Annotated in this window: 22 protein-coding genes, 2 tRNA genes, 3 rRNA genes, 1 pseudogene and 1 riboswitch (1 of these 29 cut by a window edge); of the genes and pseudogenes, 2 read left to right on the top strand and 26 right to left on the bottom strand. The window is 52.2% G+C overall.

Translation table 11 applies throughout. From position 1 onward, the window contains the following. Positions 1–13: 13 nt before the first annotated feature. From purR to PAE68_RS02815, 10 genes and pseudogenes are all read right to left on the bottom strand, one after another. Positions 14–856, bottom strand: a complete 843-nt coding sequence (gene purR, locus PAE68_RS02860; RefSeq protein WP_281883870.1) for a pur operon repressor — start codon at positions 854–856, stop codon at positions 14–16. Positions 857–992: 136 nt separating this feature from the next. Further along, positions 993–1,847 carry a 4-(cytidine 5'-diphospho)-2-C-methyl-D-erythritol kinase gene (gene ispE, locus PAE68_RS02855; RefSeq protein ID WP_281883868.1) on the bottom strand — a complete coding sequence of 285 codons (855 nt, stop codon included), beginning with the start codon at positions 1,845–1,847 and terminating at the stop codon, positions 993–995. A 435-nt stretch (positions 1,848–2,282) separates the two neighbouring features. Beyond that, positions 2,283–2,456 (bottom strand): annotated as a pseudogene (locus PAE68_RS02850) (small, acid-soluble spore protein, alpha/beta type); the annotation flags it as partial. Between the two features lie 203 nt (positions 2,457–2,659). Then, positions 2,660–2,932, bottom strand: coding sequence for a biofilm formation stimulator Veg (gene veg / locus PAE68_RS02845; protein ID WP_281883866.1), 273 nt, complete (start codon positions 2,930–2,932; stop codon positions 2,660–2,662). A gap of 228 nt (positions 2,933–3,160) precedes the next feature. Then, entirely contained in the window at positions 3,161–4,060 is a 900-nt protein-coding gene (yabG, locus tag PAE68_RS02840; protein WP_281883864.1) for a sporulation peptidase YabG, read from the bottom strand. Positions 4,061–4,156: 96 nt separating this feature from the next. After that, positions 4,157–5,074 carry a 16S rRNA (adenine(1518)-N(6)/adenine(1519)-N(6))-dimethyltransferase RsmA gene (rsmA, locus tag PAE68_RS02835; protein ID WP_281883862.1) on the bottom strand — a complete coding sequence of 306 codons (918 nt, stop codon included), beginning with the start codon at positions 5,072–5,074 and terminating at the stop codon, positions 4,157–4,159. Further along, entirely contained in the window at positions 5,071–5,631 is a 561-nt protein-coding gene (gene rnmV / locus PAE68_RS02830) for a ribonuclease M5 (RefSeq protein WP_281883860.1), read from the bottom strand. Before rnmV ends, rsmA begins: the two co-directional genes overlap by 4 nt. A 116-nt stretch (positions 5,632–5,747) precedes the next feature. Continuing rightward, positions 5,748–6,839 (bottom strand): 3D domain-containing protein, encoded by a 1,092-nt coding sequence (locus tag PAE68_RS02825; protein ID WP_281890878.1) that lies wholly within the window; start codon positions 6,837–6,839, stop codon positions 5,748–5,750. Between the two features lie 325 nt (positions 6,840–7,164). Beyond that, a riboswitch (cyclic di-AMP (ydaO/yuaA leader) is annotated at positions 7,165–7,338 on the bottom strand. Positions 7,339–7,556: 218 nt separating this feature from the next. Continuing rightward, positions 7,557–8,345 (bottom strand): TatD family hydrolase, encoded by a 789-nt coding sequence (locus PAE68_RS02820; protein ID WP_281883858.1) that lies wholly within the window; start codon positions 8,343–8,345, stop codon positions 7,557–7,559. Positions 8,346–8,381: 36 nt separating this feature from the next. Further along, a complete protein-coding gene (locus PAE68_RS02815) occupies positions 8,382–9,677 on the bottom strand; it encodes an HD domain-containing protein (RefSeq protein WP_281883856.1) in 1,296 nt (431 codons plus the stop codon). A gap of 364 nt (positions 9,678–10,041) precedes the next feature. Here PAE68_RS02815 and PAE68_RS02810 point away from each other — a divergent pair, with 364 nt between their 5' ends. Further along, on the top strand, positions 10,042–10,296 hold the full coding sequence (locus PAE68_RS02810) for an AbrB/MazE/SpoVT family DNA-binding domain-containing protein (RefSeq protein WP_010501678.1): 255 nt from the start codon (positions 10,042–10,044) through the stop codon (positions 10,294–10,296). A 125-nt stretch (positions 10,297–10,421) separates the two neighbouring features. Here PAE68_RS02810 and rsmI read toward each other — a convergent pair whose 3' ends face one another. The 10 genes from rsmI to PAE68_RS02760 all read right to left on the bottom strand — a co-directional run bounded on the left by rsmI (position 10,422) and on the right by PAE68_RS02760 (position 18,236). Continuing rightward, positions 10,422–11,312, bottom strand: a complete 891-nt coding sequence (rsmI, locus tag PAE68_RS02805) for a 16S rRNA (cytidine(1402)-2'-O)-methyltransferase (protein ID WP_281883838.1) — start codon at positions 11,310–11,312, stop codon at positions 10,422–10,424. 209 nt (positions 11,313–11,521) lie between these two features. Next, positions 11,522–12,301: a tRNA1(Val) (adenine(37)-N6)-methyltransferase gene (locus PAE68_RS02800; RefSeq protein ID WP_281883836.1), complete on the bottom strand. Its 780-nt coding sequence runs from the start codon at positions 12,299–12,301 to the stop codon at positions 11,522–11,524. Positions 12,302–12,408: 107 nt separating this feature from the next. Next, positions 12,409–12,765, bottom strand: coding sequence for a DNA replication initiation control protein YabA (gene yabA, locus PAE68_RS02795; protein WP_281883834.1), 357 nt, complete (start codon positions 12,763–12,765; stop codon positions 12,409–12,411). Positions 12,766–12,809: 44 nt separating this feature from the next. Continuing rightward, entirely contained in the window at positions 12,810–13,613 is an 804-nt protein-coding gene (locus PAE68_RS02790; protein WP_281883832.1) for a PSP1 domain-containing protein, read from the bottom strand. Positions 13,614–13,615: 2 nt separating this feature from the next. Beyond that, positions 13,616–14,593 carry a DNA polymerase III subunit delta' gene (gene holB, locus PAE68_RS02785; protein WP_281883830.1) on the bottom strand — a complete coding sequence of 326 codons (978 nt, stop codon included), beginning with the start codon at positions 14,591–14,593 and terminating at the stop codon, positions 13,616–13,618. Positions 14,594–14,621: 28 nt separating this feature from the next. Then, a complete protein-coding gene (locus tag PAE68_RS02780; RefSeq protein WP_281883828.1) occupies positions 14,622–15,068 on the bottom strand; it encodes a YaaR family protein in 447 nt (148 codons plus the stop codon). 31 nt (positions 15,069–15,099) lie between these two features. Next, positions 15,100–15,429 (bottom strand): cyclic-di-AMP receptor, encoded by a 330-nt coding sequence (locus tag PAE68_RS02775; RefSeq protein WP_281883826.1) that lies wholly within the window; start codon positions 15,427–15,429, stop codon positions 15,100–15,102. 172 nt (positions 15,430–15,601) lie between these two features. Next, positions 15,602–16,246, bottom strand: a complete 645-nt coding sequence (gene tmk, locus PAE68_RS02770) for a dTMP kinase (protein WP_281883824.1) — start codon at positions 16,244–16,246, stop codon at positions 15,602–15,604. Positions 16,247–16,289: 43 nt separating this feature from the next. Beyond that, the gene (locus PAE68_RS02765; RefSeq protein ID WP_281883822.1) at positions 16,290–17,879 is read right to left on the bottom strand and encodes an aminotransferase class I/II-fold pyridoxal phosphate-dependent enzyme; all 1,590 of its coding nucleotides are present in this window, start codon (positions 17,877–17,879) and stop codon (positions 16,290–16,292) included. 159 nt (positions 17,880–18,038) lie between these two features. Next, positions 18,039–18,236 carry a sigma factor G inhibitor Gin gene (locus PAE68_RS02760; RefSeq protein WP_281883820.1) on the bottom strand — a complete coding sequence of 66 codons (198 nt, stop codon included), beginning with the start codon at positions 18,234–18,236 and terminating at the stop codon, positions 18,039–18,041. A 423-nt stretch (positions 18,237–18,659) separates the two neighbouring features. Here PAE68_RS02760 and PAE68_RS02755 point away from each other — a divergent pair, with 423 nt between their 5' ends. Then, entirely contained in the window at positions 18,660–18,944 is a 285-nt protein-coding gene (locus PAE68_RS02755; RefSeq protein ID WP_281883818.1) for a hypothetical protein, read from the top strand. Positions 18,945–18,962: 18 nt separating this feature from the next. Here PAE68_RS02755 and PAE68_RS02750 read toward each other — a convergent pair whose 3' ends face one another. The 6 genes from PAE68_RS02750 to rrf (PAE68_RS02725) all read right to left on the bottom strand — a co-directional run. Then, complete coding sequence (locus PAE68_RS02750; RefSeq protein ID WP_281883816.1) at positions 18,963–19,724, bottom strand: 3'-5' exonuclease; 762 nt, start codon at positions 19,722–19,724, stop codon at positions 18,963–18,965. A 97-nt stretch (positions 19,725–19,821) separates the two neighbouring features. After that, a 5S ribosomal RNA gene (gene rrf / locus PAE68_RS02745) occupies positions 19,822–19,938 on the bottom strand. A 199-nt stretch (positions 19,939–20,137) separates the two neighbouring features. Next, positions 20,138–23,069 (bottom strand): 23S ribosomal RNA (locus PAE68_RS02740). A gap of 188 nt (positions 23,070–23,257) precedes the next feature. Further along, positions 23,258–23,333 (bottom strand) — tRNA-Ala (locus PAE68_RS02735). Between the two features lie 18 nt (positions 23,334–23,351). Beyond that, a tRNA-Ile gene (locus PAE68_RS02730) sits at positions 23,352–23,428 on the bottom strand. Between the two features lie 36 nt (positions 23,429–23,464). Then, positions 23,465–23,495: ribosomal RNA gene (rrf, locus tag PAE68_RS02725) — 5S ribosomal RNA — on the bottom strand (it continues 86 nt past the right edge of the window).

Below are 23,495 nucleotides of genomic sequence, written 5' to 3'. Positions count from 1 at the left end.
CCTGAAATCATATCTAGCTGAGATCGTCCGCTGTCACATTGTTGAAGTAGGTGCCAGGCACGACCTTGATCTGCTTCGACTTCGCATCGACGGCCGAGAGCTTCGCCAGCGAAATATAATCTTCGACTAAATGCTCCTCGACCTCGCCGGATTCGACAAAAACACCGACGCCTTCTACCGATGCCTTAAACTCCTGCAGCAAGTCCATCATCCCTTGAATCGTTCCGCCGACACGCATGAAGTCGTCGATAATGAGGACGCGGGATTGCTCCTTCAACGCGCGACGCGCAAGCGACATCGTCTGAATCCGCTTCGTCGAGCCGGATACGTAATTAATGCTCACGACCGAGCCTTCGGTCACCTTGCTGTCTCTGCGGACGATGACGACAGGCAAATTCAAGTAAGTTGCCGTCGCATAGGCGAGCGGAATCCCCTTCGTCTCCACGGTCATGACGACATCGATGTCCTTCCTCGCGAACGCAGAGGCGAATATTTTGCCCGCTTCATTCAGAATCATCGGCTGACCGAGAACATCAGACATATATAAGTAGCCCCCAGGCAAAATACGCTCAGGCTGCTCGAGCTGGCGACACAGCTGCTGCACGAATTCAAGAGCGTTATGCGGCGCCACCTTCGGTATGTATTGTACGCCTCCTGCCGCACCCGCAAGCGTCTGCAGCTCCCCGAGGCCTTCCTCCTCGAAAACTTCCTTTATGATAGCCAGATCCTCGCTGATCGAAGACTTGGCCGAAGAATATCGGTCTGCAAAGGTCGTTAACGGAATCAGAGTGTGGGGGCGAATGAGCAAGTATTGAGTCATTTCCACCAATCTTGCGCTTCTTTTTAGTTTTTTCAATGGAGAACCCCCTTATGCCGGACCACAAGCCACAAAAATCCGAATATTATATTGAAAATATAACATCTTTATACGGCTTTGATCAAGAAGGTTCATGATTTTTTTTGTTACATATATGTTATAAATAATTACATCATCATGTGAGAAGACGAACGACGTATACATCTTTACAGAAGCCGCGAAGCCCATTATAGATGCGCGGAATTTTAGCTTCCTTCGACACCAGGCCGAACACCGTCGGGCCGCTGCCCGACATAAGCACACCGTCTGCACCCAGACGTGTCATAATGTCCTTCAGCTGACGCACCTCCGGATACAGACGAAGCGTCACTTCCTCCAGCACGTTGCCGAGCTCCTGGCAGAGCAGGTCGAATCGCTTCTCCTGAATCGCTTGGATCACATTCGCAGTCGATGGATGCCTCTGAATCTCCGAAGCCTTCAGCTTGCCGTATATTTCCGACGTCGATACGTTGATCGGAGGCTTCGCCAGTACGACCCAGCACTGGGGAGGCGACTCGATATGCTCGAGCTTCTCACCGCGCCCACGCGCCACAGCGGTGCCGCCCGTGACACAGAAGGGCACATCCGAGCCGAGCTCAGCCCCGAGCTTCTGCAGCTCCTCTGTACCGATGCCGAGCCTCCACAGCCTGTTCAGGCCGCGCAGCGCCGCTGCCGCATCCGAGCTACCGCCTGCTAGACCGGCGGCGACCGGAATTTTTTTATCCAGATGAATGTAGACCCCTTGCTTGACCTGGTACCGCTCCTTGATCAGACGAGCTGCCTGGAAGGCCAAATTCTTCTCATCCAGCGGTATGTAGCCGGCTTGACTGGAAATAATGATCGTATCGCGGGGAAGCTCCTGCATCTCCAGTCGGTCCGCGAGATCGACCATCGTCATAATCATCTCAACCTCGTGATACCCATCACTTCGTTTATGTAGCACGTCCAGCGACAAATTGATCTTGGCCGGCGCCTTCTCGAACACCTTCATACAACACCTACTTTGCACGGTCTGACTTTCTAGGTAACTTAACGCTTCTTCCTCATTTTGTCGGCCGAATGCCTTTGCACTAATACTATACCAAATCGAGGACAAAAAAAAGCTAAAGCGGCACCGTGCGCCACCCTAGCTTAACCGTGTGAGCTGCTATTGGTAAAAATGCGTCGAGCCTTGTCGAGCCGCTTGCTGCTGATCTGCCACAAAGAAAGGTAGCGGATGAACCGGAACCGATTGCGCTTGCGGCCTTGGCTGCGGCACAATGGAAGCCGGCGGCTGCATCGGCATATAGCCATGCTGGCTCGACTGCGGCTCCATATCACGTACACCCCGCGCGCTGAGTCTCGCTCCTACAGGAGCTTGGTAAGGCTGTGCTTGACGATAGGTGTTGGCATGGACTCCGCTGTAGGTCGGGCTCTGAGTAGCCATCTGCTTCACCAGCGCTTCCTCTGCAATTTGAATCGCCCGCTTCACCATATTACCTGCATCCTTCGTACGAATACTTCCCCAGCCCTCACGCTCTACCTGCTCGTAGAACCCAAGATCCTTCGCCAGCTCATACTTGAAGTCTTCGGACATTACGCCTCTTCGTCTGCGTCCCATATATGAACCTCCCTTAGCGTTTTGTAGCTTTAAGGTTGTGATGTAGTATGCGCCAAGGACACAATTCCATGCATATCGGACTCTGACCATCATTTTCTTCGAAAAAAGAATAAACCCTTTTCATGTGGGTACAATGATTGTACAATGTTGCGGCGACAACAAAAACGGCTGACCGCTGCCACGGTCAACCGCCCTTATGTAGCTTATTGCTGTATGGTAATACGCAATTCCCCGTCGTCTTGACATACTGTAACTTCGACGGATTCCGTCAAAATATCCGCGTAACTGTACGAAACGCGCTTGAAGGATTGCTGTTCTTGATCCAGCTTGACAATAAAAACGGAAGGGTAGGTTTCCTCCAAGACACCTGAACGTTCAACCGTTTTGCGGCGGCCGCCGTTCGCCTTTAGCATTATCTTTTGCCCGACATGAGGTTCCAAACAACGTTTGATCTCCAATAGCGAATTTTTAGCCATTGTCCACTACCACCTCTTTCCTGTTAGATTATAACGCAACACAGGTAGTATGTCAATTTAAGCCGAATATTATATCAGCGGGACAAATTAAATGTCAATTATTATTTTCTTTAATTATTCGCGCCTGAAAAGCGAGTTTTGGCGGTTTTCGCGAATGGTGTCGAACTTTATTTTCTCTACGCGCTTATTATGTACACAAAGATATTAAAAAAAGCGCCTGCTAGGCGCTTAATTCGAATTCAAATATGGCAATTTGGGCACTCCCCGGCGGTAGCTGCCAAGCGACTCGACACCGCCTAACCCCTCCAAGCCACTGTATGTTAAACCGATGACATCGAGTATATTCACAGTGTCCCGTATTGGAGTGAACGCAACCTTAGCCGCCACGCACAGCGGGTCGAGCGCATGTATGAGCACCCGGGCTGGCGAGCTGGCAAAGTTCGCACCGGCCTGCAGCAGCGCCTCGAAGTGCGATTGACATGCACCGGCAATGATCGTAAGGGCGTCTCGATTTTTTTCAAACTGTCTGGCGACACGCACCGCGTTCACGAAATTGTGCGAGTTTTTATAGCTGCTGAGCTGCGTAATATCGGCGCCTGCGCGATTTTTCAATATACCGTCATGGCCTGTAAGGACCAGAATGTCAGGTCTCACCTGCGGAAGCAGCCGATACACCGCATCAGGCATATTCGCTTCCGCTACATAATAGCCCTCAGCCGGCACCCTCAGCTCTCCGTACAGATTCATACATTTACGCAAGTAATTCGGATCACCGTCGAGGTGAAGCACCTTGCCGGGCATGTCGAAGTAGACAGGCTTCACCTTAGGCTTAGGCAGCGGCGTAAGCGCACCGCCCGAAGCTGGCTGCTCCGCCCCTGTCCAGCTCTGCTGCGGCATCGCAGCTGCCGTATCCTGCTGACGCATCCGATCAAGCCACTTCGGCCGCAGCATGGCCGTATCGTGATAGCTATCGAGCTGGTGGCTCATCTCCAAATCGAGCAAGGGCGCATCCGCCAGCAGGCGAAGCTCGACCCCGCGGAGCACCGCATATTGACTGCGGACTTCTTGGATTTTGAAAATAATGTCACCACCATACGATTTCCGAGTGACCAGGTCTCCCTGTTTCATGGCTGCATCGCCTCCTCGTCTATCGTATGGCGTGTATAGGCAATTGGTGCAGGCAATCCGCCCAATTCCCTAGAGCACCGTAGCGAGGCTCACCCGCTATCGCTTCAGATAGGCAGCCAGCGCCGCGGCCAGCTTGGCATACTCCTCCATCGAGAGCGTCTCACCGCGCCTTGACGGCTCGATACCGATTCCGTGGAGCAGCTGCTCCAGCTCCGGCTTCGTTTCCTTCGTGAAGTACTTCGCGGAGAGATTGTTGTACAGTGTCTTGCGCCGCTGAACGAAGCTCGCCTGAATGACCTCGAAGAAGAATGCCTCATCATCGACCTCAACAGGGGGACGCTCCCGTACAGCCAGCTTGATGACCGCCGAATCAACATTCGGCTGCGGGATGAACACGGTGTGCGGCACGATCGTCACGACCTCAGGCACGCAGTAGTACTGAACCGCGATGCTAAGCGAGCCATACTCCTTGCCGCCAGGCTTCGCAGCCATCCGCTCGGCGACCTCCTTCTGAATCATGACGACGATGTTCTCGAGCGGCAGACGCTCCTCCAGCAGCTTCATCAGAATCGGCGTTGTGACGTAATACGGCAGGTTCGCCACTACGCTCACCTTCTCCAGCCCGTTGAAATGCTCGCGGAACAAAGCATGCAGATCGACATCCAGCACATCGCCATGGACGACCTGAGCGTGCGGATAAGGCGCAAGCGTCTCCTCTAGCAGCGGCAGCAGCCGCTGGTCGATCTCGACCGCGACGACCTTCGCCGCCCGCTTTGCCAGCTGCTGCGTTAAGGCGCCGATGCCCGGCCCGATCTCGAATGCGCCCTTCGACGGGTCGAGGTCGGCCGCACCGACGATTTTGTTCAATATATTAGGATCAATCAGGAAGTTCTGACCCAGACTCTTCTTCAGCGTCAGATCATGCCTCTGCAGCAGCTCCTTCGTCCGCTTCGGTGAGGCGATGTCCAAGACCTCGCCTTGGGCTGTTGCCGGTTGTATGTCCTCACGATTCATTGTGCCGCCCCCTCCTGGTCCGCATCGTACAGATCACGCGCCGCCGCTTCGAATTCCTCACGCGTAATCTGGAACATCCGGCACCGATTATAGAACTGCTTGCCGTTGCAATAGCCAATACCTAGCTTATTGCCTACGAGCAGGCGTCTAGAGGCCGCCTGCGGATGTACGATGAGACCGGCATCCATCAGATCCTCCCATTCGATTAGCGACTCGCTCGCCTGCGTATCCGTACGCACCTTCGACAGCGCCTCTCGAATGGACTCGACCGAGGCATTCTCGACGCCGATATCGCCCTTGCTGGTCGCCTCGCTCTGTGTCAGGAACGCGTGCTTCACGCCCGGCACCGCCTTGGCGATAATTTTGCGAATGCGCTCGCCCGCATGGTCCGGGTCCGTGAACACGATCACTCCCCGACGCTCCTGTGCAAGCCGTATGCGCCGAATCACGGCGTCATTAATGGCCGAGCCGCCCGTTTCGATCGTATCGGCCTCTACTGCCCGCTTGATCGCCGTCGTATCGTCCTTGCCCTCCACTACAATTAGCTCCTTGATCATCACGTCTTGCTTCCTTTCTGCATAAACAAGCAAAAGAAGAGGCCGCCTGAGGCACCTCTTCTTCACCTGCTGACTTTATATCTATAATGAATCTAGTCTTGCCCAATTGCAAGCTCCTAATTCGCCGACGGCTTCTTCGGGCCGATAATGTATACCGTGTAGCCACTCTTCGTACCGAAGCGGCTGGCATAGTTATGACTGTCGAAATAAACGTCGATCTTGTTTCCTTTCACGGCACTGCCCGTATCCTCCGCACGGCGGAAGCCGAGGCCTTCGATATATACCCACCAGCCGATCGGAATTACTTTAGGGTCTACTGCAATGGTACGACCTTCTGTCACTTTCGCACCTGATGAAGTTACGCCGTACTGCGGATGATTGACATCCTTGCCAGTCGACGCGGGTCCGGCTGAATAACCGGTTAAGGTAAAGTTCTTAATCACTTGCTTATAACCGAAGTTGATGCCATTCTTCATCACCTCATCCACATTGGGCGAGGAGCTTGACAAAGCAACGACCGGATTTTTCGTTCCGACCGCGACGATCCGCTGCTTGCTTTCCTGCTGAACCTTCTCTTCGACAACCTGCTCGGAGACGAGCACGCCGTCCTCATATACTTTCTCCAGCTGCTTAATAACGATGCCTTCCTGACCTTCCTGTACGACCTGTTCCTTGCCCTTGAGCAGCTTGGGCTCGTTCTTCTTAACGATGTCGAATGCGACCTTCTCCTCGACCTCGCCGAGCTCCTTCGTTACGCGCACGACCTGAACCGCTGCGTTCGCCGTAAGCTCCGCATCCTTCGCCGGCATTACCTTATCGTGCTCACCGAGCGTTACGTTCAAGTCCGCTAGCGCCTCTTCCACCGTTGTACCCGCTGTGTAGATCGTTCGGGTCTCTCCGTCAGCTGTAAGCTGTACAGGTGTCGTGCGTGTAATCGTAATCCGATCGCCCGATTGAATCGCCGCATCCAGCGAATGCGATAATCGATCGTGCTCACTGACCGTTATGCCTTGCTCATCCAGTATTCGTTGCAGCTCCCCTTGCCGGGTTTGGAACATAAGCTCCTGTCCGTCTACAACGACCGATACGCGCTTAATCGCGGTACCGTGCAACATCATCAAGAACATGAAAGCCATAGCGAATGAAAGTAGTGCAATTATCGTAATCATACGCAAGTTTTCATGCGCCCATCGCAGTGCGAAGGTCATGCTGGATGATCGTCTTTCATGGGGTTGCTCTAGTGATCCAGCTCCCACTTGTTCCGTCCTCCTTAAAGCCTCGCCATCGAGTGTTATGCATGATAAGATCTGACGCGACTTGGTAAATTGTTATGACTGTCATTACCAACGTTTGCTACTGACATCAGAGCCGACTTGCCTGCCTCGTTCACCCCCGCTTTGGAAGGATCACTTATGAGCATGCCCGCGCCGCCTCCCATGGAGGACAGCACAAAAAAAGTCAGCGGAGAAGAGGAACCTTCCCGTGACTTTTATACTCATTTGATCCAAATGAAAATAAAGCGCACGACAATGCGTTACCTCTCTCTAAACGCTTACGAGGTTAGCTGACGGATTCGGACTTGAGAGTCGCCCTACCCGGACCTCTTGAAGGCGTCCGAGATTCACCCCAATTGTTACAGCCCAGCCCGATTCGGCTTGAAGCTGCGGTTCCCCCGTTTCCCTTTCGGAAACTCAGCGATATTGGAAGCTTGGTAAATCGTATGAAGTTAATACTGAGTTTACGATGCGAGGGGTTTAATTGTAAAGTATACAAACACGCCGAAAAAGAATCATTTTCGTTCAATTTGGACCAAATTTCGAATTGAAATCGCAACCAACACACCTATTTCTCGCTCAAGCCTTCGATTATTGCTCATTATCTCGCATTCTCTTGTTTCGTGATAAAAAACAGTCGTCCTCATACCCTCATTTTTGAGTCATTTCACTCGTTTTGAGGTTAAATAACTTAGTGGCATTACGAGTTGTGATCTCCGCAAGCTCCTCCAATGAAAGCCCTTTAATCTCTGCCGCAGTCTCTGCAATGAGCCGAACATAGGACGATTCATTCCGCTTTCCACGATACGGATGTGGGGCTAAGTATGGAGCATCCGTCTCGATCAGCAGACGATCCAGAGGCACCTTCTCCAGCACCTCCTTGGGCTGCTTCGCATTCTTGAAGGTGACTGGCCCTCCGAACGAAATATAAAAATTGAGATCCAGACACTGCTTCGCCGTCTCCCAGCTGCCAGAGAAGCAGTGCATGACGCCACCGACCTCTGAAGCCTTCTCCTCACGGAGCGTCTCGACGACGTCATGATGTGCGTCACGATTATGGATAACAATCGGCAGCTTCACCTTGCGGGCAAGCCGAATCTGCTCCCGGAACACGCGGTCCTGAACATCCTTGGGCGACGTATCCCAGTAATAATCGAGTCCAATCTCGCCGATCGCTACGACCTTCTCGTGTGCGCACAGCGACTCGAGCCATTCCAGATCGCCATCCTTCATATTGATCGCATCGGTCGGATGCCAGCCGACCGTCGAGTAGATGAAATCGTACTGCTCCGCAAGCGCCAGCGAAGTCGGAATCGTCTCTCGATTGAATCCGACATTGATAATTCGACGAATTCCATTCTGTTGTGCACGCGCGATCACTTCTTGTCGGTCTTCATCGAATTGCTCCGCATTCAGATGAGCATGAGTGTCGATCAGCATCTTTAATACAACCCCTATTCCATTTCATATATGTAGCTATTGATCTTCGACAAGACCGAGCAGACGACGCGTGGCCTCATCCAATCGGGACGCATGCTTCAAGAGAAGGTCTTGCGGGTAATATAAGTGATACTTCCCCATCTGAATACCGCTGATGGAGCGAACAATTTCAGATTTATGGGAAATTTCAGTCAGTCTGTCAGCTGCATCTAGCAACAGAATAGGCAGCTTCTCGTCTTGCTCCCCCGGTCGATACACATCATACGACTGGTCGGATGGGAAATCAACCTCGAGGTAATAATGCGGGTCAAGACCGATGCTGCGGAATGTATCTCTCAGCCGTTCCAGCATCGGCACATCCATCACTTCAAGCGTTGTATACTTGAACAGCCGCCGCTCCAGAAATCTGGAGCACAGCTCGGAGAGAATGTCGTCCTGCTCCAGTGACCATTGCATGAGCACCGTCTGCATGAACGCCTCATCGAGCATATGATACTCCTGGACGCTCAGCTTATTCGCGAATAAGCTCGGAAGCGGCGCGAGCATGAAGCGGAACGTATAGCCTTCCTCGTGCAGATGCTTCGCTCTTTCGAAGATGTGATGGAGGATGACGTCGGCGCTTCGGGTAACCGGATGGAAGTACACCTGCCAGTACATCTGGTAGCGTGCCATCAAGTAATCCTCCACCGCATGCATGCCGCTCTCCTTGACGACAATGTGTCCCTGATAGGGCCGCAGCACGCGGAGGATGCGATCGAGGTCGAACATGCCATAGTTCACGCCTGTGAAATATGCGTCGCGCAGCAAGTAATCCATACGGTCTGCATCCAACTGACTGGAAACGAGGCTGACGACGATCTCTTGACGGTACGTCTTCGCGATCACACCTGCAACCTGCTGCGGGAACGTGGGCGATACTTGTCGAAGCACCTTGTTCACCTCGGTATCACCGAGCACGATACGGCACGACCACTCCTCATGATGAGTGCCGAACGTTTTTTCGATAGAGTGAGAGAACGGTCCATGTCCAACATCGTGCAACAGCGCGGCACACAGACACAGTAGACGCTCTTCACTAGGCCAATCCGCATACCGGTTGCGCTCGAACTGTGAAATGATTTTTCTCGTAATTTCATAGACGCCTAACGAATGCGAGAAGCGACTGTGCTCCGCGCCATGGAACGTCAGGAAGCAAGTGCCCAGTTGCCGAATGCGGCGCAGCCGCTGGAACTCTCGCGTGTTGATTAGAGCCCAAATAATCTGATCTTGTACGTAAATGTACTTATGAACAGGGTCCTTGAACACTTTTTCTTCCTGTAACGGATTGTGCATGGAAACTTCCTCCTGCCTATTCACAATTAGATTCGACAAAGCATGCACGGCGACAAATAAAGATGTCATATCGTGTCGATATTCATTTGGTAGCTTCATAGCGCAAAATATACATTAATTGGATTATTTCCTTTTCCAAATATGGAGCAATTATGAAGCAAAACGGCCTGTTAGCGCGCCGCTTCGCCACTTCTTTTTCCACAGCTAATATACCATAATTTGCTTATAAATTCTCTTAACTTTAAGGTTGACTATTATGGGAATGGTTGGTATCATAGAGATAAAGAAATATGTCGAAACATGACGATAATTTTACTCCGCTGCACTACTATATTCTTGAACTTCTAGAGAGGGGATTTATATCATGATGAAATCAACTGGTATTGTAAGAAAAGTAGACGAATTAGGTCGCGTTGTTATTCCGATCGAGCTTCGTAGAACGTTAGGTATTGGCGAGAAGGACGCTTTGGAGATCTATGTAGATGGCGAGCGCATCATGCTGAAGAAATATGAGCCTGCATGTATCTTCTGTGGTAACGCAGAAAACGTTTCTTACTTCAAGGGAAAAATTGTTTGTCACGAATGCTTATCTGAAATGCCAATACCTGTGACAAAATAAAAAAAATAGGGTATAATAAAAATAGCAACATTAACTACGGTAATTCTAACCTTTTCATATCTCCTCTATGTCCCTGATTCGTTTTACGAATCAGGGATTTTTTTTGGGCTGTCGAGGAGATTACATCAAGATTGATGCAGCAGGTTGTACAGCTCCCGCTTCGGCAACCCCCGGTCGGAGGCGGCCTGTCTCAGCGCTTCCTTATGAGCAAGTCCGCGCTCCTCATAGGCGGCCACATGAGCCTCCGGTGTCAGCGCCGACCACCACTGTTCGTCAGCGTCTGCCTCAGAGCCAGACGCGCTGCCGCCCTCTACGACAAAGCAATACTCACCTTGAGGCGGATGCTCCTGCAAATATTGTAGCAGCTCGGCCGCCGTACCTCGAATCGCTTCCTCATACTTCTTGGTCAACTCACGAACGAGACACACTTGACGGCCCTCGCCAAGCACCTCCGCAATTCGCGTCAGCGTCTTCACGATCCGATACGGCGACTCGTAGCCGATCACCGTTGCCGCCTCACGCTTCCACCGTGCAAGCTCCTCAGACATCGGCTTCGCATCTCTTGGAGGGAAGCCGACGAACACGAAGCGATCCGTTGGAAGCCCGGATACGATCAGCGCTGATAAGGCAGCATTCGCGCCGGGGATCGGTACTACAGCGATGCCCGCAGCAATCGCCTCCCGCACGAGATCGGCACCGGGGTCGCAGATCGCCGGCAGTCCTGCATCGCTCACGAGCGCAACGTCATCGCCTCCCTGTAGCAGCCGAATCAGCTCGGGACCGCTGTTCTGCTTGTTGTGCTCATGGTAGCTGACGAGCCGAGTGTCAATCTCGAAGTGTGTTAGCAGCTTCCTCGTCTGCCTCGTATCCTCGGCTGCTATCCACTTCACCTCGCGTAGGATACGCACAGCTCGATACGTCATGTCCTCCAGGTTGCCGATTGGCGTACCAACCAAGTATAGCTTCCCTCTATCGCCTATATCGCCTGCAAAGCTTTTTTGAATGTTCAAGTTCATCGTTTCCTTTTATCCTGAAATAACAGGTTCCGTGAATATCGGAAGATGTTATGGCAAGCCTCGAATTTGGCGAAGCCAAATTGAGGGCATCCTCGATAATTCATCACCTGAAGGTGCCGCGTGAGCGGCATAGTTTTTATCCTGAAATAACAGGTTCCGTGAATATCGGTTCACCTGAAGGTGCCGCGTGAGCGGCAAGGCTTTTTCTATTAATACGTGTCGGGATCGTGCTCCAGCGTTAGCCGGTGACCGTAATACACGTCCATCAGCTCGTCGCTGTATTCATGCTGTGACTTGTAGACGACAAGCGGCGGCAGCATTCGCAGCTCCGGCCTCCCATCGCGAATACCTTCTATTAATACAATGTTCGCCTCCTGCCCTGCCCTCGGATGAACGAATCGAATCCGCTTCGGCTCAAGCCGGTATTGACGCATCAGCGTCATGATGTCCACGAGGCGGCTTGGACGGTGCACCATCGCCACCTTGCCGCCGGTACGCACCAATCGGCTCGAGATGCGAATCACATCCTCCAGTGTGCAGAACAGCTCATGACGGGCAGCAGCCACATGCTCATTCACATTCTGATCACCATTCGGCACGGGAAGGTAAGGCGGGTTAACGGTCACTGCGTCGAACTGACCTTGCCCGAATTGCTGCAGCGCTTCACGAAGATCGCCATGAACAATGTCGACTCGCTCATCCAGAGCGTTCAGCCTCACATTCCGCTGACCCATCTCCGCAAGTCTAGGCTGGATCTCCACTCCCGTAATGTGCGCCTTCGTCCGTGTCGAGAGCAGCAGCGGGATGACGCCATTACCCGTGCACAGATCGACAATACGTCCGCGCTGCGGAATGGAGCAAAATCTCGCCAGCAGAACAGCATCCAGCGAGAAGCTGAATACTTCCTCACTCTGTATAATTCTCAAATCCTGGGTTAACAAATCATCAATACGTTCCTTCTCATAGATCGGTACCTGCTCTTGATCCAAACGTCAACGCCTCCAAAATGAGAGCCTCACTCCAAATTCCAACATCCGATGGTGCCGCGCTCTCCAAAAAAACCGTAGAGAAGGCTTGCCTCCCTACGGTTCACGCTTTATTTATTTAGAAAAGACATACAAAACAAACAATCACCTTCCGTACGAAGGTGTCCATAGTTCACGTTGCAAATATGAAAGCCTTCGTGATAAATGCGTGCGAGATTATCCAGCCCCTCGCCCGTCACTTCCTTCGCCGCAGCTGACGACGCCTGCTCCTTCGTATGCTCATCGGGAGCAGCCGCTGCCGTATCATGCTTCAACAGCTTGCGCAGCTGATCATTTTCAATACTTAACCGCTTGTTCTCCTCGAGCAGTTCAATAATGTGCTGCTTGATTTGTCCAAGCTCTGTATATAAAGCACCCATCTGTTCTTCCATTCGATCAATTTGAACGAAACTGTCTTTTTTCACCACGACTGCCATCACCTCAATCGAAAGAACCGTTGCCTCGTGCTCAATTAATGCTGCTCCACTACATCATCCAGCGGAAGGTCCATCACCTTCTTCAGGTCGAACACCTGTACCTTCGCCGTCCGCTCGGACACGTTCAACGAGATTAGACGTCCGTTGCCATACGAAGTGACGACTTCACTACCGACTCGCGGCAGCTCATCCTTGGCGCTTTCATAATTATCGTGTTCATACTTCAGGCAGCACATTAGTCGTCCACACAGCCCCGATATTTTGGTAGGATTGAGCGAGAGATTCTGATCCTTCGCCATCTTAATGGATACAGGCTCGAAATCGCCGAGGAACGAGGAGCAGCACAGAATGCGTCCGCAAGGACCGATGCCTCCGAGCATCTTGGCCTCATCGCGCACGCCGATTTGCCTAAGCTCTATTCGTGTACGGAATACGCTGGCCAAGTCCTTCACAAGCTCACGGAAATCAACCCGACCTTCAGCCGTGAAATAAAAAATAATTTTGTTGCGATCGAATGTATATTCAACATCGACCAGCTTCATCCGGAGCTGGTGATCCTTGATCTTATCCTGACATATCGAAAAAGCGTTCTTCGCTGCCTGCTTATTATCCTCCACGAGCTGCGCATCCTGGTGGTCCGCAATGCGGATCACCTTCTTCAATGGAAGTACCACGTCATCTTCCCCGACCGTTCGCCTTCCGATCACGACCTTGCCATATTCGACGCCGCGTGCCGTCTCCACGATCACCGCGCTGTCCCGATCAACCGGCAGCTCGCTCGGATCGAAGTAATAAATTTTCCCTGCTTTCTTAAACCGAACCCCTACAACCGAGAACAATCCTACACCCCCTTCAGCTTCATCAATATATGCTCCAGCGAAAGCTGGGGATTCGCATGAAATCGCAGCCGCTTCTGCGTCTCGACCGCCTGCTCCAGACAGTCGATCCAATGCTGGACCGGGTGATTCAGTGCTTCACGCACCATCCAATCTGCCTGGTCCGAATAGATCAGCTGATCCCGACTGCCGGCTCCAAGCCTTACCATATCCTTCAGCCATAGAATCAGCATATCGAGCCATAACGAGAGCTTGTCTGCTAGCTCCCCCTTCGCCAGCTTTTGCTGAGCGGTTACAAAGGCCGACGGCAAGCGGGTTAAGCTCTCTCTAGCCAATTGTATCACTAGATTTCGAATTTCTGCAAACCCATTTCCTTGAATCATCTCACGCGCCCGCTCAGGACCTGCTGCCAAATGCACCGCGATTTGGACGAGAACGGACGAATGTCCTTCTGCAAGCAGCACCTCCTCCATCCGCGCTCGCGCCATCGGCACGAACGGCACCCATTGAGCGCGAGAACGAATCGTCGGCAGAAGCGCTTGTCCATTATCCGTAATCAACACAGCTACAACCTGTGAGCTGGGCTCCTCCAGAAACTTCAGCAGGCTGTTGGCGGCCTGAGGCGTCATCTTATCCGCGCTCTCGAGCACATACATCTTCACGCCGGACACCGTTGAGCGGTACGCGAATTGCTTCTGCAGCTCGCGGATCTGCTCAATCTTAATCGAAGCGCCGTCAGGGGCTAGCCAGTGCAGATCGGGATGGTTGCCGTGCAGCACCTTCCGGCAATCCAGACACTCGCCGCATGCATCATCAGGCAACACCTGACAATACAGCGCCATTGCGAATGCTTGAGCCATCTCTCGCCTTCCTGATCCACCCGGCCCTGCGAAGATATAGGCGTGTGACACTTTATCTTGACGAATGCTTGCTTGAAGCATCTGCTTGACGCGTTCTTGTCCGATTATCGTCTGGAACGGCATGGTGACGGTAATTCCTTTCTTTGACGCTTTAGAAAAACAAATTGATCAGCATGCCACGAATTTCTCCGATCCTATGCAGCAGCTCGATCCTTCCCTGCTCCGTCGCCAGCATCTCGTCGGCCAGCACGAGCAGCCCTTGATCAATCTCCTCAAGCAGCTTGTACCGCTTGGAGCGGCCGCGGCGGTCCCAGCCGCGCGTATCCCGAAGCTGCACACCGCGGCGCACCGTCTCCTCTAAGAACTGCTTGACTAACAGCTTGTATTGTCGGAGCTCCCGCACGGTCATTGATTTGGCAAGGCGCTGCCCTTGCATATCAATTTGGCTGAGCATGCGCTCAAGCTGCTCCCGGGTGGCTTTCTCGTCCTGGTGGTGCATCATGTCCTGGAATGACTTTTGCTGTAGCTGCTGGGAAGAAGCATTCTCGTTGCGAATCCACTCACCGCCGACAGGGCGCCAGCCCGGGTTAATTTTCACAGCTCCTCCGACCTTTCTTTATATGATGCAATTAAAAGTGCTCGAAGCGCTCGACCGGCATTACGAATACAGCTGCACCGCCAACCTGCACCTCGACCGGGAACGGAATGTAGGAATCTGTGGATCCGCCCATCGGCGACACAGGAGTGACCATCTGCTCCCTGATTTTACAATTCGACTTAATAAGCTGCAAAACCTCATTCACACGCTCATCCTCAGTACCAATCATGAACGTCGTATTACCAGCACGCAGGAAGCCTCCTGTGCTTGCTAGCTTCGTTGCGCGGAACCCCTCTTTGATCAGCGCGTTCGACAGCCGATTGCTGTCTTTATCTTGTACAACGGCGACAACTAATTTCATGCGCCCAGCCTCCTCTGCTCAAGGATTTCATAATCCGTAAGTCCAGCTCCCGGATGTAACACCGATGAAGCGATGCTTCACAGGGCATCAACACCTTAGTATATAATTTGACAAGTATTCGATAAATTCCTTCATGTATGAGCACGGGACTTTCGGAAAATCATTGCTGGTGCTAGTATACTCGCCGAGACAGCCTTTGGTTCACGATATGACGAACTTCCCTCTCGACCTGATCAGCCGTCTGCTCCGCATCTATCCGGATAATCCGTTCGGGATAACGGCGCAGCACCTCCATATAGCCCTCACGGACCTTATGATGGAACTGCATGGCCTCTAGGTCGAGTCGGTTCACCTCACGGCTCCCGTCCGCTTGTATGCGAGCTAACCCAATCTCGGGGCGCACATCGAACAGCAGCGTCAGGTCGGGCATGCAGCCCGAGATGGCAAATTCATTGATGCCCTGCATCTCATCGATGCCTAGTCCTCTGGCATAGCCCTGATACGCAAGGCTGCTGTCAATGAATCGGTCGCACACCACGATACAGCCTTCCTCCAGCGCGGGCATCACCTTCTCGACCAGATGCTGCCGCCGGGCAGCCGCGTATAAGAGCGCCTCCGTACGGCCGTCCATCGCCGTATGGCGCCTATCCAGAATAACAGCTCGGATCTGCTCTGCGATCTCGATTCCGCCAGGCTCGCGTGTAGAGACCGCCTCCAGTCCCAGTCGTGCAACTTCCTCAAGAATTGCGACGATCGCGGACGTTTTCCCCGCACCTTCACCGCCCTCGACGGTAATGAAATAACCTCTCCGTTCCATATTGTCCCCTATTCTGCCAAAATATCATAGTCCTATCCATGTCCTATCGAATATCTTCACACCATACCGGTATCATACGTGCCTCGTCCATCTGGTAGCCTTGCAGCTTCGCTCCGGAATCCAACAGACGCATCACATAATGTACCGTGCTTCGCGTTATTCGCTCGCCTGGATACAGCACCGGAATTCCAGGCGGATACGGAACGAGCATAACCGTAGAGCGCTCCCCGATGCTCGCCTCAAGTGGCATGTAGCGTTGATTAGAGTCGTCCGCATGCAGCAGGCTTGACCAATGCAGCTGTACCGGCTCCGCCGACATCCGCTCGGCCCCTTCCGCAGCGCAGGCATACAGCGGCACTCTTGTTGACGACGCTGTACAGTCCTTCTCAGCAGCCGCAGAGTCTGTCCGATCCTCCTCTGCAGCTATCGTACTCACGCCTGCCTCCACCCGAAGTGCCATTGCTATGTGCTGCTCTTCAGCCTCTATTCGCTTCAGCGCCTCCATAAGCCTAGTAGCGTCCTCACCTGTGCTGGAAGGGCTGAACGCTAGCAGCACGTGCTGCGGATCAGCGAGCTCTGCATAACACCCTTCCGCTTCAAGCTTCCTCTTGAGAGCGAAGCCATCTAGAGCCCCTGTCTCATCGTATAGAGCAAGCTTGAGCGGATCGAGCAGACGGCCGTGTCGCTCACCTCGAGGAGTCGCTGATAGCGCTCGACACCGCCACCGTGTCGACGTCTGCAGCTGCTGCTTGAGCTCTTGCACCACTTGAAGCGTATCCTCGATCGCCTTCGTTCCGTGATGCTGAATGAAGTGGCGGCTAATATCCAAGCTTGCCAGCAAAGGATAGGACGGACTCGAGCTTTGCAGCATCCCGAGCGCCTTCTGTAATGCTTGCCGATTTATCCGCGATCCCTGCACATGAAGCATAGAGCACATCGTCATCGCCGGAAGCATCTTATGCGTCGATTGTACAACGGCATCAGCGCCTGCTGCGAGCGCCGACTTCGGCAATGCAGGATGGAAGCCATAATGTGCACCGTGTGCCTCATCTACAAGCAGCACCTTATCTTGAGCATGCAACAGGCTCGCTATCGACTCTAGCGCCTGGCTTACCCCGTAGTAGCTTGGTCTTGTAACCAGCAGCCCCTTCGCTTCCGGATAGCGCTTGAGCGCTTCCTCGACGACGTCATGATCGATGCCAAGCGACAGTCCGCTGATTGGGTCAAGCTCCGGCCGCAGGAAGACCGCCCGAACACCGGCAAGCATCAGCCCATGAATGACCGACTTATGAGCATCCCGCTGCACCAGCAGCACGTCGCCCGGCACACATACGGCCATAATCATCGCTTGATTGCCAACCGTGCTGCCATTAATGAGGAAGTACGTCACCTCCGCCCCGAAGCATTGCGCAGCCAGCTCCTGAGCCTCTGCAATGATCTCCTCTGGATGATGCAGATCATCGAGCCCCGGCAGCTCTGTGGCATCAAGCCGGACAATCGCTTCATAATGGCTGGAGGCATATCCATATGCCTCGCCTCTACCCTTGTGCCCCGGCACATGAAGCCGAACCGCCTCTGTCTCCGCATATCGCTCCAACGCTTGCAGCAGCGGAATATTTGGCTTCTCAGCCATCATTAGCACCTCTATTTCTACTTAATCGGCATACATGACTGTAGAGCACCTAAGACGAACTCTTATGAACAGTATTGTATCAATCACAAGGTAAAATAAAAAGCCCGTCACGCCCAATCTCGGACATAAACGAGCTACCGAATCAACCAGCTGCGTCAGCTAGGCGTTCATTTTGTATAGAATCTGCTTCATTTGACGAATAAAAAATGGGTACTTCAGATCGCCAACCTCAGTCCGAACGATCTCCGCCTCACAATCCTCGCAAATAAACTCGGATACAATCATGATGCCATTCCTATTTTCGGATCCACATATAATGCAAGAGGAAGTGAGTTCATGCTGCAACGCTTCATTCATGCGACTTCACCTCTATTCTTCTTTTCTACCAGTATGTCCGATTCTCTCAAGAATAAACATGCTTTTATCTAATTTTATGCCGGAAATGCTTGTCGGGTGCATTCGGACTCACATTACACAACACATGAACCGATATAAGTACTAATAGAATCTAATATACCGGGTGACATACACGTGGCCGTATCTGGAAAAAAAGAACGAGTCTTGTCCCAAGACTCCACGATTTATCATTATAAGCTATTAAAGCGCTACCGGCATGGGATCATCCAGCAAAGCACGTATTGGCTGCTTATGCTGGTCGCCTGGATCTTTGCTCTGCTATTTATTGAGCCGTTATATTTCATAATCATAGTCATCGCTACTCCACTGCTGCATTTCCTCTTTCTGCGGCTATTACTGCTCGCCAAAGAGGGGAGCGCTCCGATGAAGTGGACATGGTCATTTCGTGCGGCTTGGTTCGGTTACGTCCCAGCACAATACATACCTTTAAGCCGTGCAAGCAGACTGTACCACCAATTGCTCTGGATCGTTCTGCTGGCCATCGCCTGCATGTATCCTTGGCTAGACCCGAAGCTGCTTGCCTTCGGTCTGTACATGCACGTGTGGCTGCTGCTACCGAGAATGTGGATGATGCTGCGGCTTCGGAAGTTCAGACAGATCGGTATGCTGAAAATTAATGATCAAGACACGTCCTGCTACAAGCAGTAGGACGTGTTTGCCTTGCAGCTAGGAGTTCAGCTTACGAATGCGCTCTCGTACTTTACGACTGTACGTCTGCTTGTAATATTTATCGAATAGCTTGTGGACCATCTCGATCTCACGTGCATCCAGATTCATAATGCGGATATAATCCCTGGCTTGCTCCTCCTCCATAAATTGCTCCCAGCTCAAGTATTGATTCGCTTCAGCCGCTTGCTGGAGAGACATCGCAATCTTCTTCTTAATGCCTCCTGTTGCCGTTTTGAATGGATCAAATTGATAATATGTCTCTATTAATACGATTTTCGGATTCCTGCACAGCAGCTGATAGGCGTTCCACGCGTCATCCAAAGCCGAATGCTGCTGTCCAATTGGCTTGATCTCATGTGTAACTAATGCCTCCTGAAGACCTCCTGTGAAATGCTTGGACATATCCAGCATGTTGTGCAGCCAATGAACCGGCACTTGATTAACTTTCGAATCGATATATAAATTATGGAAATCCATACTTCCCCAAGCAATGATCTTGTCATATTGTCCGCAAAAATCGATAAATGCTCCTATAACTTCGGGAAAAGACGGACTTCTTTGTAGAGTTGAACCATCGATCTTACAATACTCTAAAGCGAATCGGTTGATCGGATAATGAGGCTTTACGTAGCTTTGAAAGGTGTTTATCACCTGCAGACTGGAATCTACGCATAACGCTCCGATTTCGATAATTTCCATTGGATATATTTCGTAGTGCTTCCGTCCGTTGAACTCCAGGTCAATAATGACGTAACTCAAGCTACCACCCCCTATTCATATTATCCATGTTAGTATTTCTCGTTCTGCGTAAAAAAAGACCATGTGCGGCTAGGCCGATACATGGTCTTTTTTCTTTGCTTGGCGACGTCCTACTCTCCCGGGACCCTGCGGTCCAAGTACCATCGGCGCTGGAAGGCTTAACGGTCGTGTTCGGGATGGGTACGCGTGGTTCCCTTCCGCCATCATCACCAAACCGGATTCTTGCATAGATCATGCTACTTCGATAAGCCGCTGCAAAATATCCAACCTTAGAAAGGTCTTGCAGCTTAACTTCTTCTCTGGAACATAGTGATCTATACTTTCAAGGCTATTGCACCTTGAAAACTGGATACGAAACTCAAGCACGCTGATGCTCTATATTAGCTTTATGAGATGTACATCCCATAATTATTTAGGATAAGCCCTCGACCGATTAGTATTCGTCAGCTACACACGTTACCGCGCTTACACCCCGAACCTATCAACCTCGTCGTCTACAAGGGGTCTTACATACTGGGAAATCTCATCTTGAGGGGGGCTTCACGCTTAGATGCTTTCAGCGCTTATCCCGTCCGTACTTGGCTATCCAGCCGTGCTCCTGGCGGAACAACTGGTACACCAGCGGTACGTCCATCCCGGTCCTCTCGTACTAAGGACAGCTCCTCTCAAATTTCCTACGCCCGCGACAGATAGGGACCGAACTGTCTCACGACGTTCTGAACCCAGCTCGCGTACCGCTTTAATGGGCGAACAGCCCAACCCTTGGGACCTACTTCAGCCCCAGGATGCGATGAGCCGACATCGAGGTGCCAAACCTCCCCGTCGATGTGGACTCTTGGGGGAGATAAGCCTGTTATCCCCAGGGTAGCTTTTATCCGTTGAGCGATGGCCCTTCCATACGGTACCACCGGATCACTAAGCCCGACTTTCGTCCCTGCTCGACCTGTTTGTCTCGCAGTCAAGCTCCCTTATGCCTTTGCACTCTGCGAATGATTTCCAACCATTCTGAGGGAACCTTAGGGCGCCTCCGTTACATTTTAGGAGGCGACCGCCCCAGTCAAACTGCCCACCTGACACTGTCCCCATACCGGTTCACGGTACCAGGTTAGAACTCCGATACGATCAGGGTGGTATCCCAACGGCGCCTCCACCGAAGCTGGCGCTCCGGCTTCTCAGGCTCCCACCTATCCTGTACAGATCGTACCAAAGTCCAATATCAAGCTGCAGTAAAGCTCCATGGGGTCTTTCCGTCTTGTCGCGGGTAACCTGCATCTTCACAGGTATTAAAATTTCACCGGATCTCTCGTCGAGACAGCGCCCAAGTCGTTACGCCATTCGTGCGGGTCAGAATTTACCTGACAAGGAATTTCGCTACCTTAGGACCGTTATAGTTACGGCCGCCGTTTACTGGGGCTTCGGTTCACAGCTTCGGATTACTCCTAACCGCTCCCCTTAACCTTCCAGCACCGGGCAGGCGTCAGCCCGTATACTTCGCCTTGCGGCTTCGCACAGACCTGTGTTTTTGCTAAACAGTCGCTTGGGCCTTTTCACTGCGGCCCCCTCGGGCTATTCACCCTACCGAGGCACCCCTTCTCCCGAAGTTACGGGGTCATTTTGCCGAGTTCCTTAACGAGAGTTCTTCCGCGCGCCTTAGCATGCTCTGCTCGCCTACCTGTGTCGGTTTGCGGTACGGGCACCTTCTCCCTGGCTAGAGGCTTTTCTTGGCAGCTTGAACTCATGACCTTCGGTACTTTTATTTCCCTCCCCGTCACAGCTCAGCCTTACGGTTAGCGGATTTGCCTACTAACCAGCCTCGCTGCTTGGACGGACATCCATCAGTCCGCGTCACTATCCTTCTGCGTCACCCCATTGCTCATAACGGTTCACGGTGGTACAGGAATTTCAACCTGTTGTCCTTCGACTACGCCTTTCGGCCTCGCCTTAGGTCCCGACTTACCCTGAGCGGACGAGCCTTCCTCAGGAACCCTTAGGCTTACGGCGGATCAGATTCTCACTGATCTTTTCGTTACTCATACCGGCATTCTCACTTGTATGCAGTCCACCAGTCCTCACGATCTAGCTTCTACCCGCATACAACGCTCCCCTACTGCCCTTAATGGACCCATAGCTTCGGTGGTGTGTTTAGCCCCGTTACATTTTCGGCGCAGAGTCACTCGACCAGTGAGCTATTACGCACTCTTTAAATGGTGGCTGCTTCTAAGCCAACATCCTGGTTGTCTGTGCAACTCCACATCCTTTCCCACTTAACACACACTTGGGGACCTTAGCTGATGATCTGGGCTGTTTCCTCTTGACAATGGATCTTAGCACTCACTGTCTGACTCCCGGGTATACGTATGCGGCATTCAGAGTTTGACTGGACTTGGTAACCCTTGGCGGGCCCCGCACCCAATCAGTGCTTTACCTCCGCTACGCTAATCCCGAGGCTAGCCCTAAAGCTATTTCGGGGAGAACCAGCTATCTCCGAGTTCGATTGGAATTTCTCCCCTACCCCCACCTCATCCCCGAATTTTTCAACATTCGTGGGTTCGGGCCTCCAGTGCGTGTTACCGCACCTTCACCCTGGACAGGGGTAGATCACACGGTTTCGGGTCTACGTCTACGTACTTTAGCGCCCTATTCAGACTCGCTTTCGCTATGGCTCCGGCTTCTCACCTTAACCTTGCACGCAAACGTAACTCGCCGGTTCATTCTACAAAAGGCACGCCATCACCCCTGATTTTCCGAAGGAAATATCAAGACGGGCTCTGACTTCTTGTAAGCACACGGTTTCAGGTTCTTTTTCACTCCGCTCCCGCGGTTCTTTTCACCTTTCCCTCACGGTACTGCTTCACTATCGGTCACCAGGGAGTATTTAGCCTTGGCAGATGGTCCTGCCGGATTCCGACGGGGTTTCACGTGTCCCGCCGTACTCAGGATTCCTCTAGGCATACGCTCGCTTTTGGCTACAGGGGTTTTACCTACTGTGCCGGGCCTTTCCAGACCACTTCGCCTAACAAGCTTTTGCCACATCGAGGTCCTACAACCCCTAGCGATATAATCGCTAGGTTTGGGCTAATCCGCTTTCGCTCGCCGCTACTGACGGAATCACTTTTGTTTTCTTTTCCTGAGGGTACTTAGATGTTTCAGTTCCCCTCGTCTGCCTCCAATGTAGCTATGTATTCACTACATGGTACGTGAGTATTACCTCACGCGGGTTCCCCCATTCGGACATCCCCGGATCAAAGCCTGCTTACGGCTCCCCGAGGCGTTATCGTTGTTCGCCACGTCCTTCATCGGCTCCTGGTGCCTAGGCATCCTCCGTGTGCTCTTTATAGCTTAACCATGTTGCTCGTCGTTTCTATTTTTTCGCTCCGGTTGCGCTTCGCACAAATGTCGCTTAAAAATAGAAATACTCGCTAGTAGCTAAAAGATCATCATCGCTGCTTTGCTGCTTGCGCAGCTTAGCGGATGTTCAGCGTTATTGCTTTCGTTTCGTTATCCAGTTTTCAAAGAGCAAATTTCACTTTAAATGGTGGAGCCAAGCGGGATCGAACCGCTGACCTCCTGCTTGCAAGGCAGGCGCTCTCCCAGCTGAGCTATGGCCCCATAATTATTATAAAGTTATGGTGGGCCCTAGTGGACTCGAACCACCGACCTCACCCTTATCAGGGGTGCGCTCTAACCAGCTGAGCTAAGGGCCCTTGCTATGCATCATAACCGCCCATTACAATGGGCTCGCTTGGCGACGTCCTACTCTCCCAGGACCCT

Origin of the sequence: Paenibacillus sp. YYML68, from assembly GCF_027923405.1 — a bacterium.
Taxonomy (GTDB): domain Bacteria; phylum Bacillota; class Bacilli; order Paenibacillales; family NBRC-103111; genus Paenibacillus_G.
This window is presented reverse-complemented; position numbering and strand designations above follow the sequence as displayed.

Coding starts and splice junctions, on each gene's coding strand:
- rsmA (WP_281883862.1), bottom strand. CDS start 5,074: ATGAATCGTGAGGACATACAACCGGCAACAGCCCAAGGCGAGGTCTTG.
- holB (WP_281883830.1), bottom strand. CDS start 14,593: ATGCCGTTCCAGACGATAATCGGACAAGAACGCGTCAAGCAGATGCTT.
- PAE68_RS02775 (WP_281883826.1), bottom strand. CDS start 15,429: ATGAAATTAGTTGTCGCCGTTGTACAAGATAAAGACAGCAATCGGCTG.
- ispE (WP_281883868.1), bottom strand. CDS start 1,847: ATGAAGGTGTTCGAGAAGGCGCCGGCCAAGATCAATTTGTCGCTGGAC.
- rsmI (WP_281883838.1), bottom strand. CDS start 11,312: ATGAACTTGAACATTCAAAAAAGCTTTGCAGGCGATATAGGCGATAGA.
- tmk (WP_281883824.1), bottom strand. CDS start 16,246: ATGGAACGGAGAGGTTATTTCATTACCGTCGAGGGCGGTGAAGGTGCG.
- PAE68_RS02815 (WP_281883856.1), bottom strand. CDS start 9,677: ATGCACAATCCGTTACAGGAAGAAAAAGTGTTCAAGGACCCTGTTCAT.
- veg (WP_281883866.1), bottom strand. CDS start 2,932: ATGGCTAAAAATTCGCTATTGGAGATCAAACGTTGTTTGGAACCTCAT.
- PAE68_RS02755 (WP_281883818.1), top strand. CDS start 18,660: ATGAAGTGGACATGGTCATTTCGTGCGGCTTGGTTCGGTTACGTCCCA.
- PAE68_RS02820 (WP_281883858.1), bottom strand. CDS start 8,345: ATGCTGATCGACACTCATGCTCATCTGAATGCGGAGCAATTCGATGAA.
- PAE68_RS02810 (WP_010501678.1), top strand. CDS start 10,042: ATGATGAAATCAACTGGTATTGTAAGAAAAGTAGACGAATTAGGTCGC.
- PAE68_RS02765 (WP_281883822.1), bottom strand. CDS start 17,879: ATGGCTGAGAAGCCAAATATTCCGCTGCTGCAAGCGTTGGAGCGATAT.
- rnmV (WP_281883860.1), bottom strand. CDS start 5,631: ATGATCAAGGAGCTAATTGTAGTGGAGGGCAAGGACGATACGACGGCG.
- yabG (WP_281883864.1), bottom strand. CDS start 4,060: ATGAAACAGGGAGACCTGGTCACTCGGAAATCGTATGGTGGTGACATT.
- PAE68_RS02825 (WP_281890878.1), bottom strand. CDS start 6,839: ATGACCTTCGCACTGCGATGGGCGCATGAAAACTTGCGTATGATTACG.
- PAE68_RS02760 (WP_281883820.1), bottom strand. CDS start 18,236: ATGAATGAAGCGTTGCAGCATGAACTCACTTCCTCTTGCATTATATGT.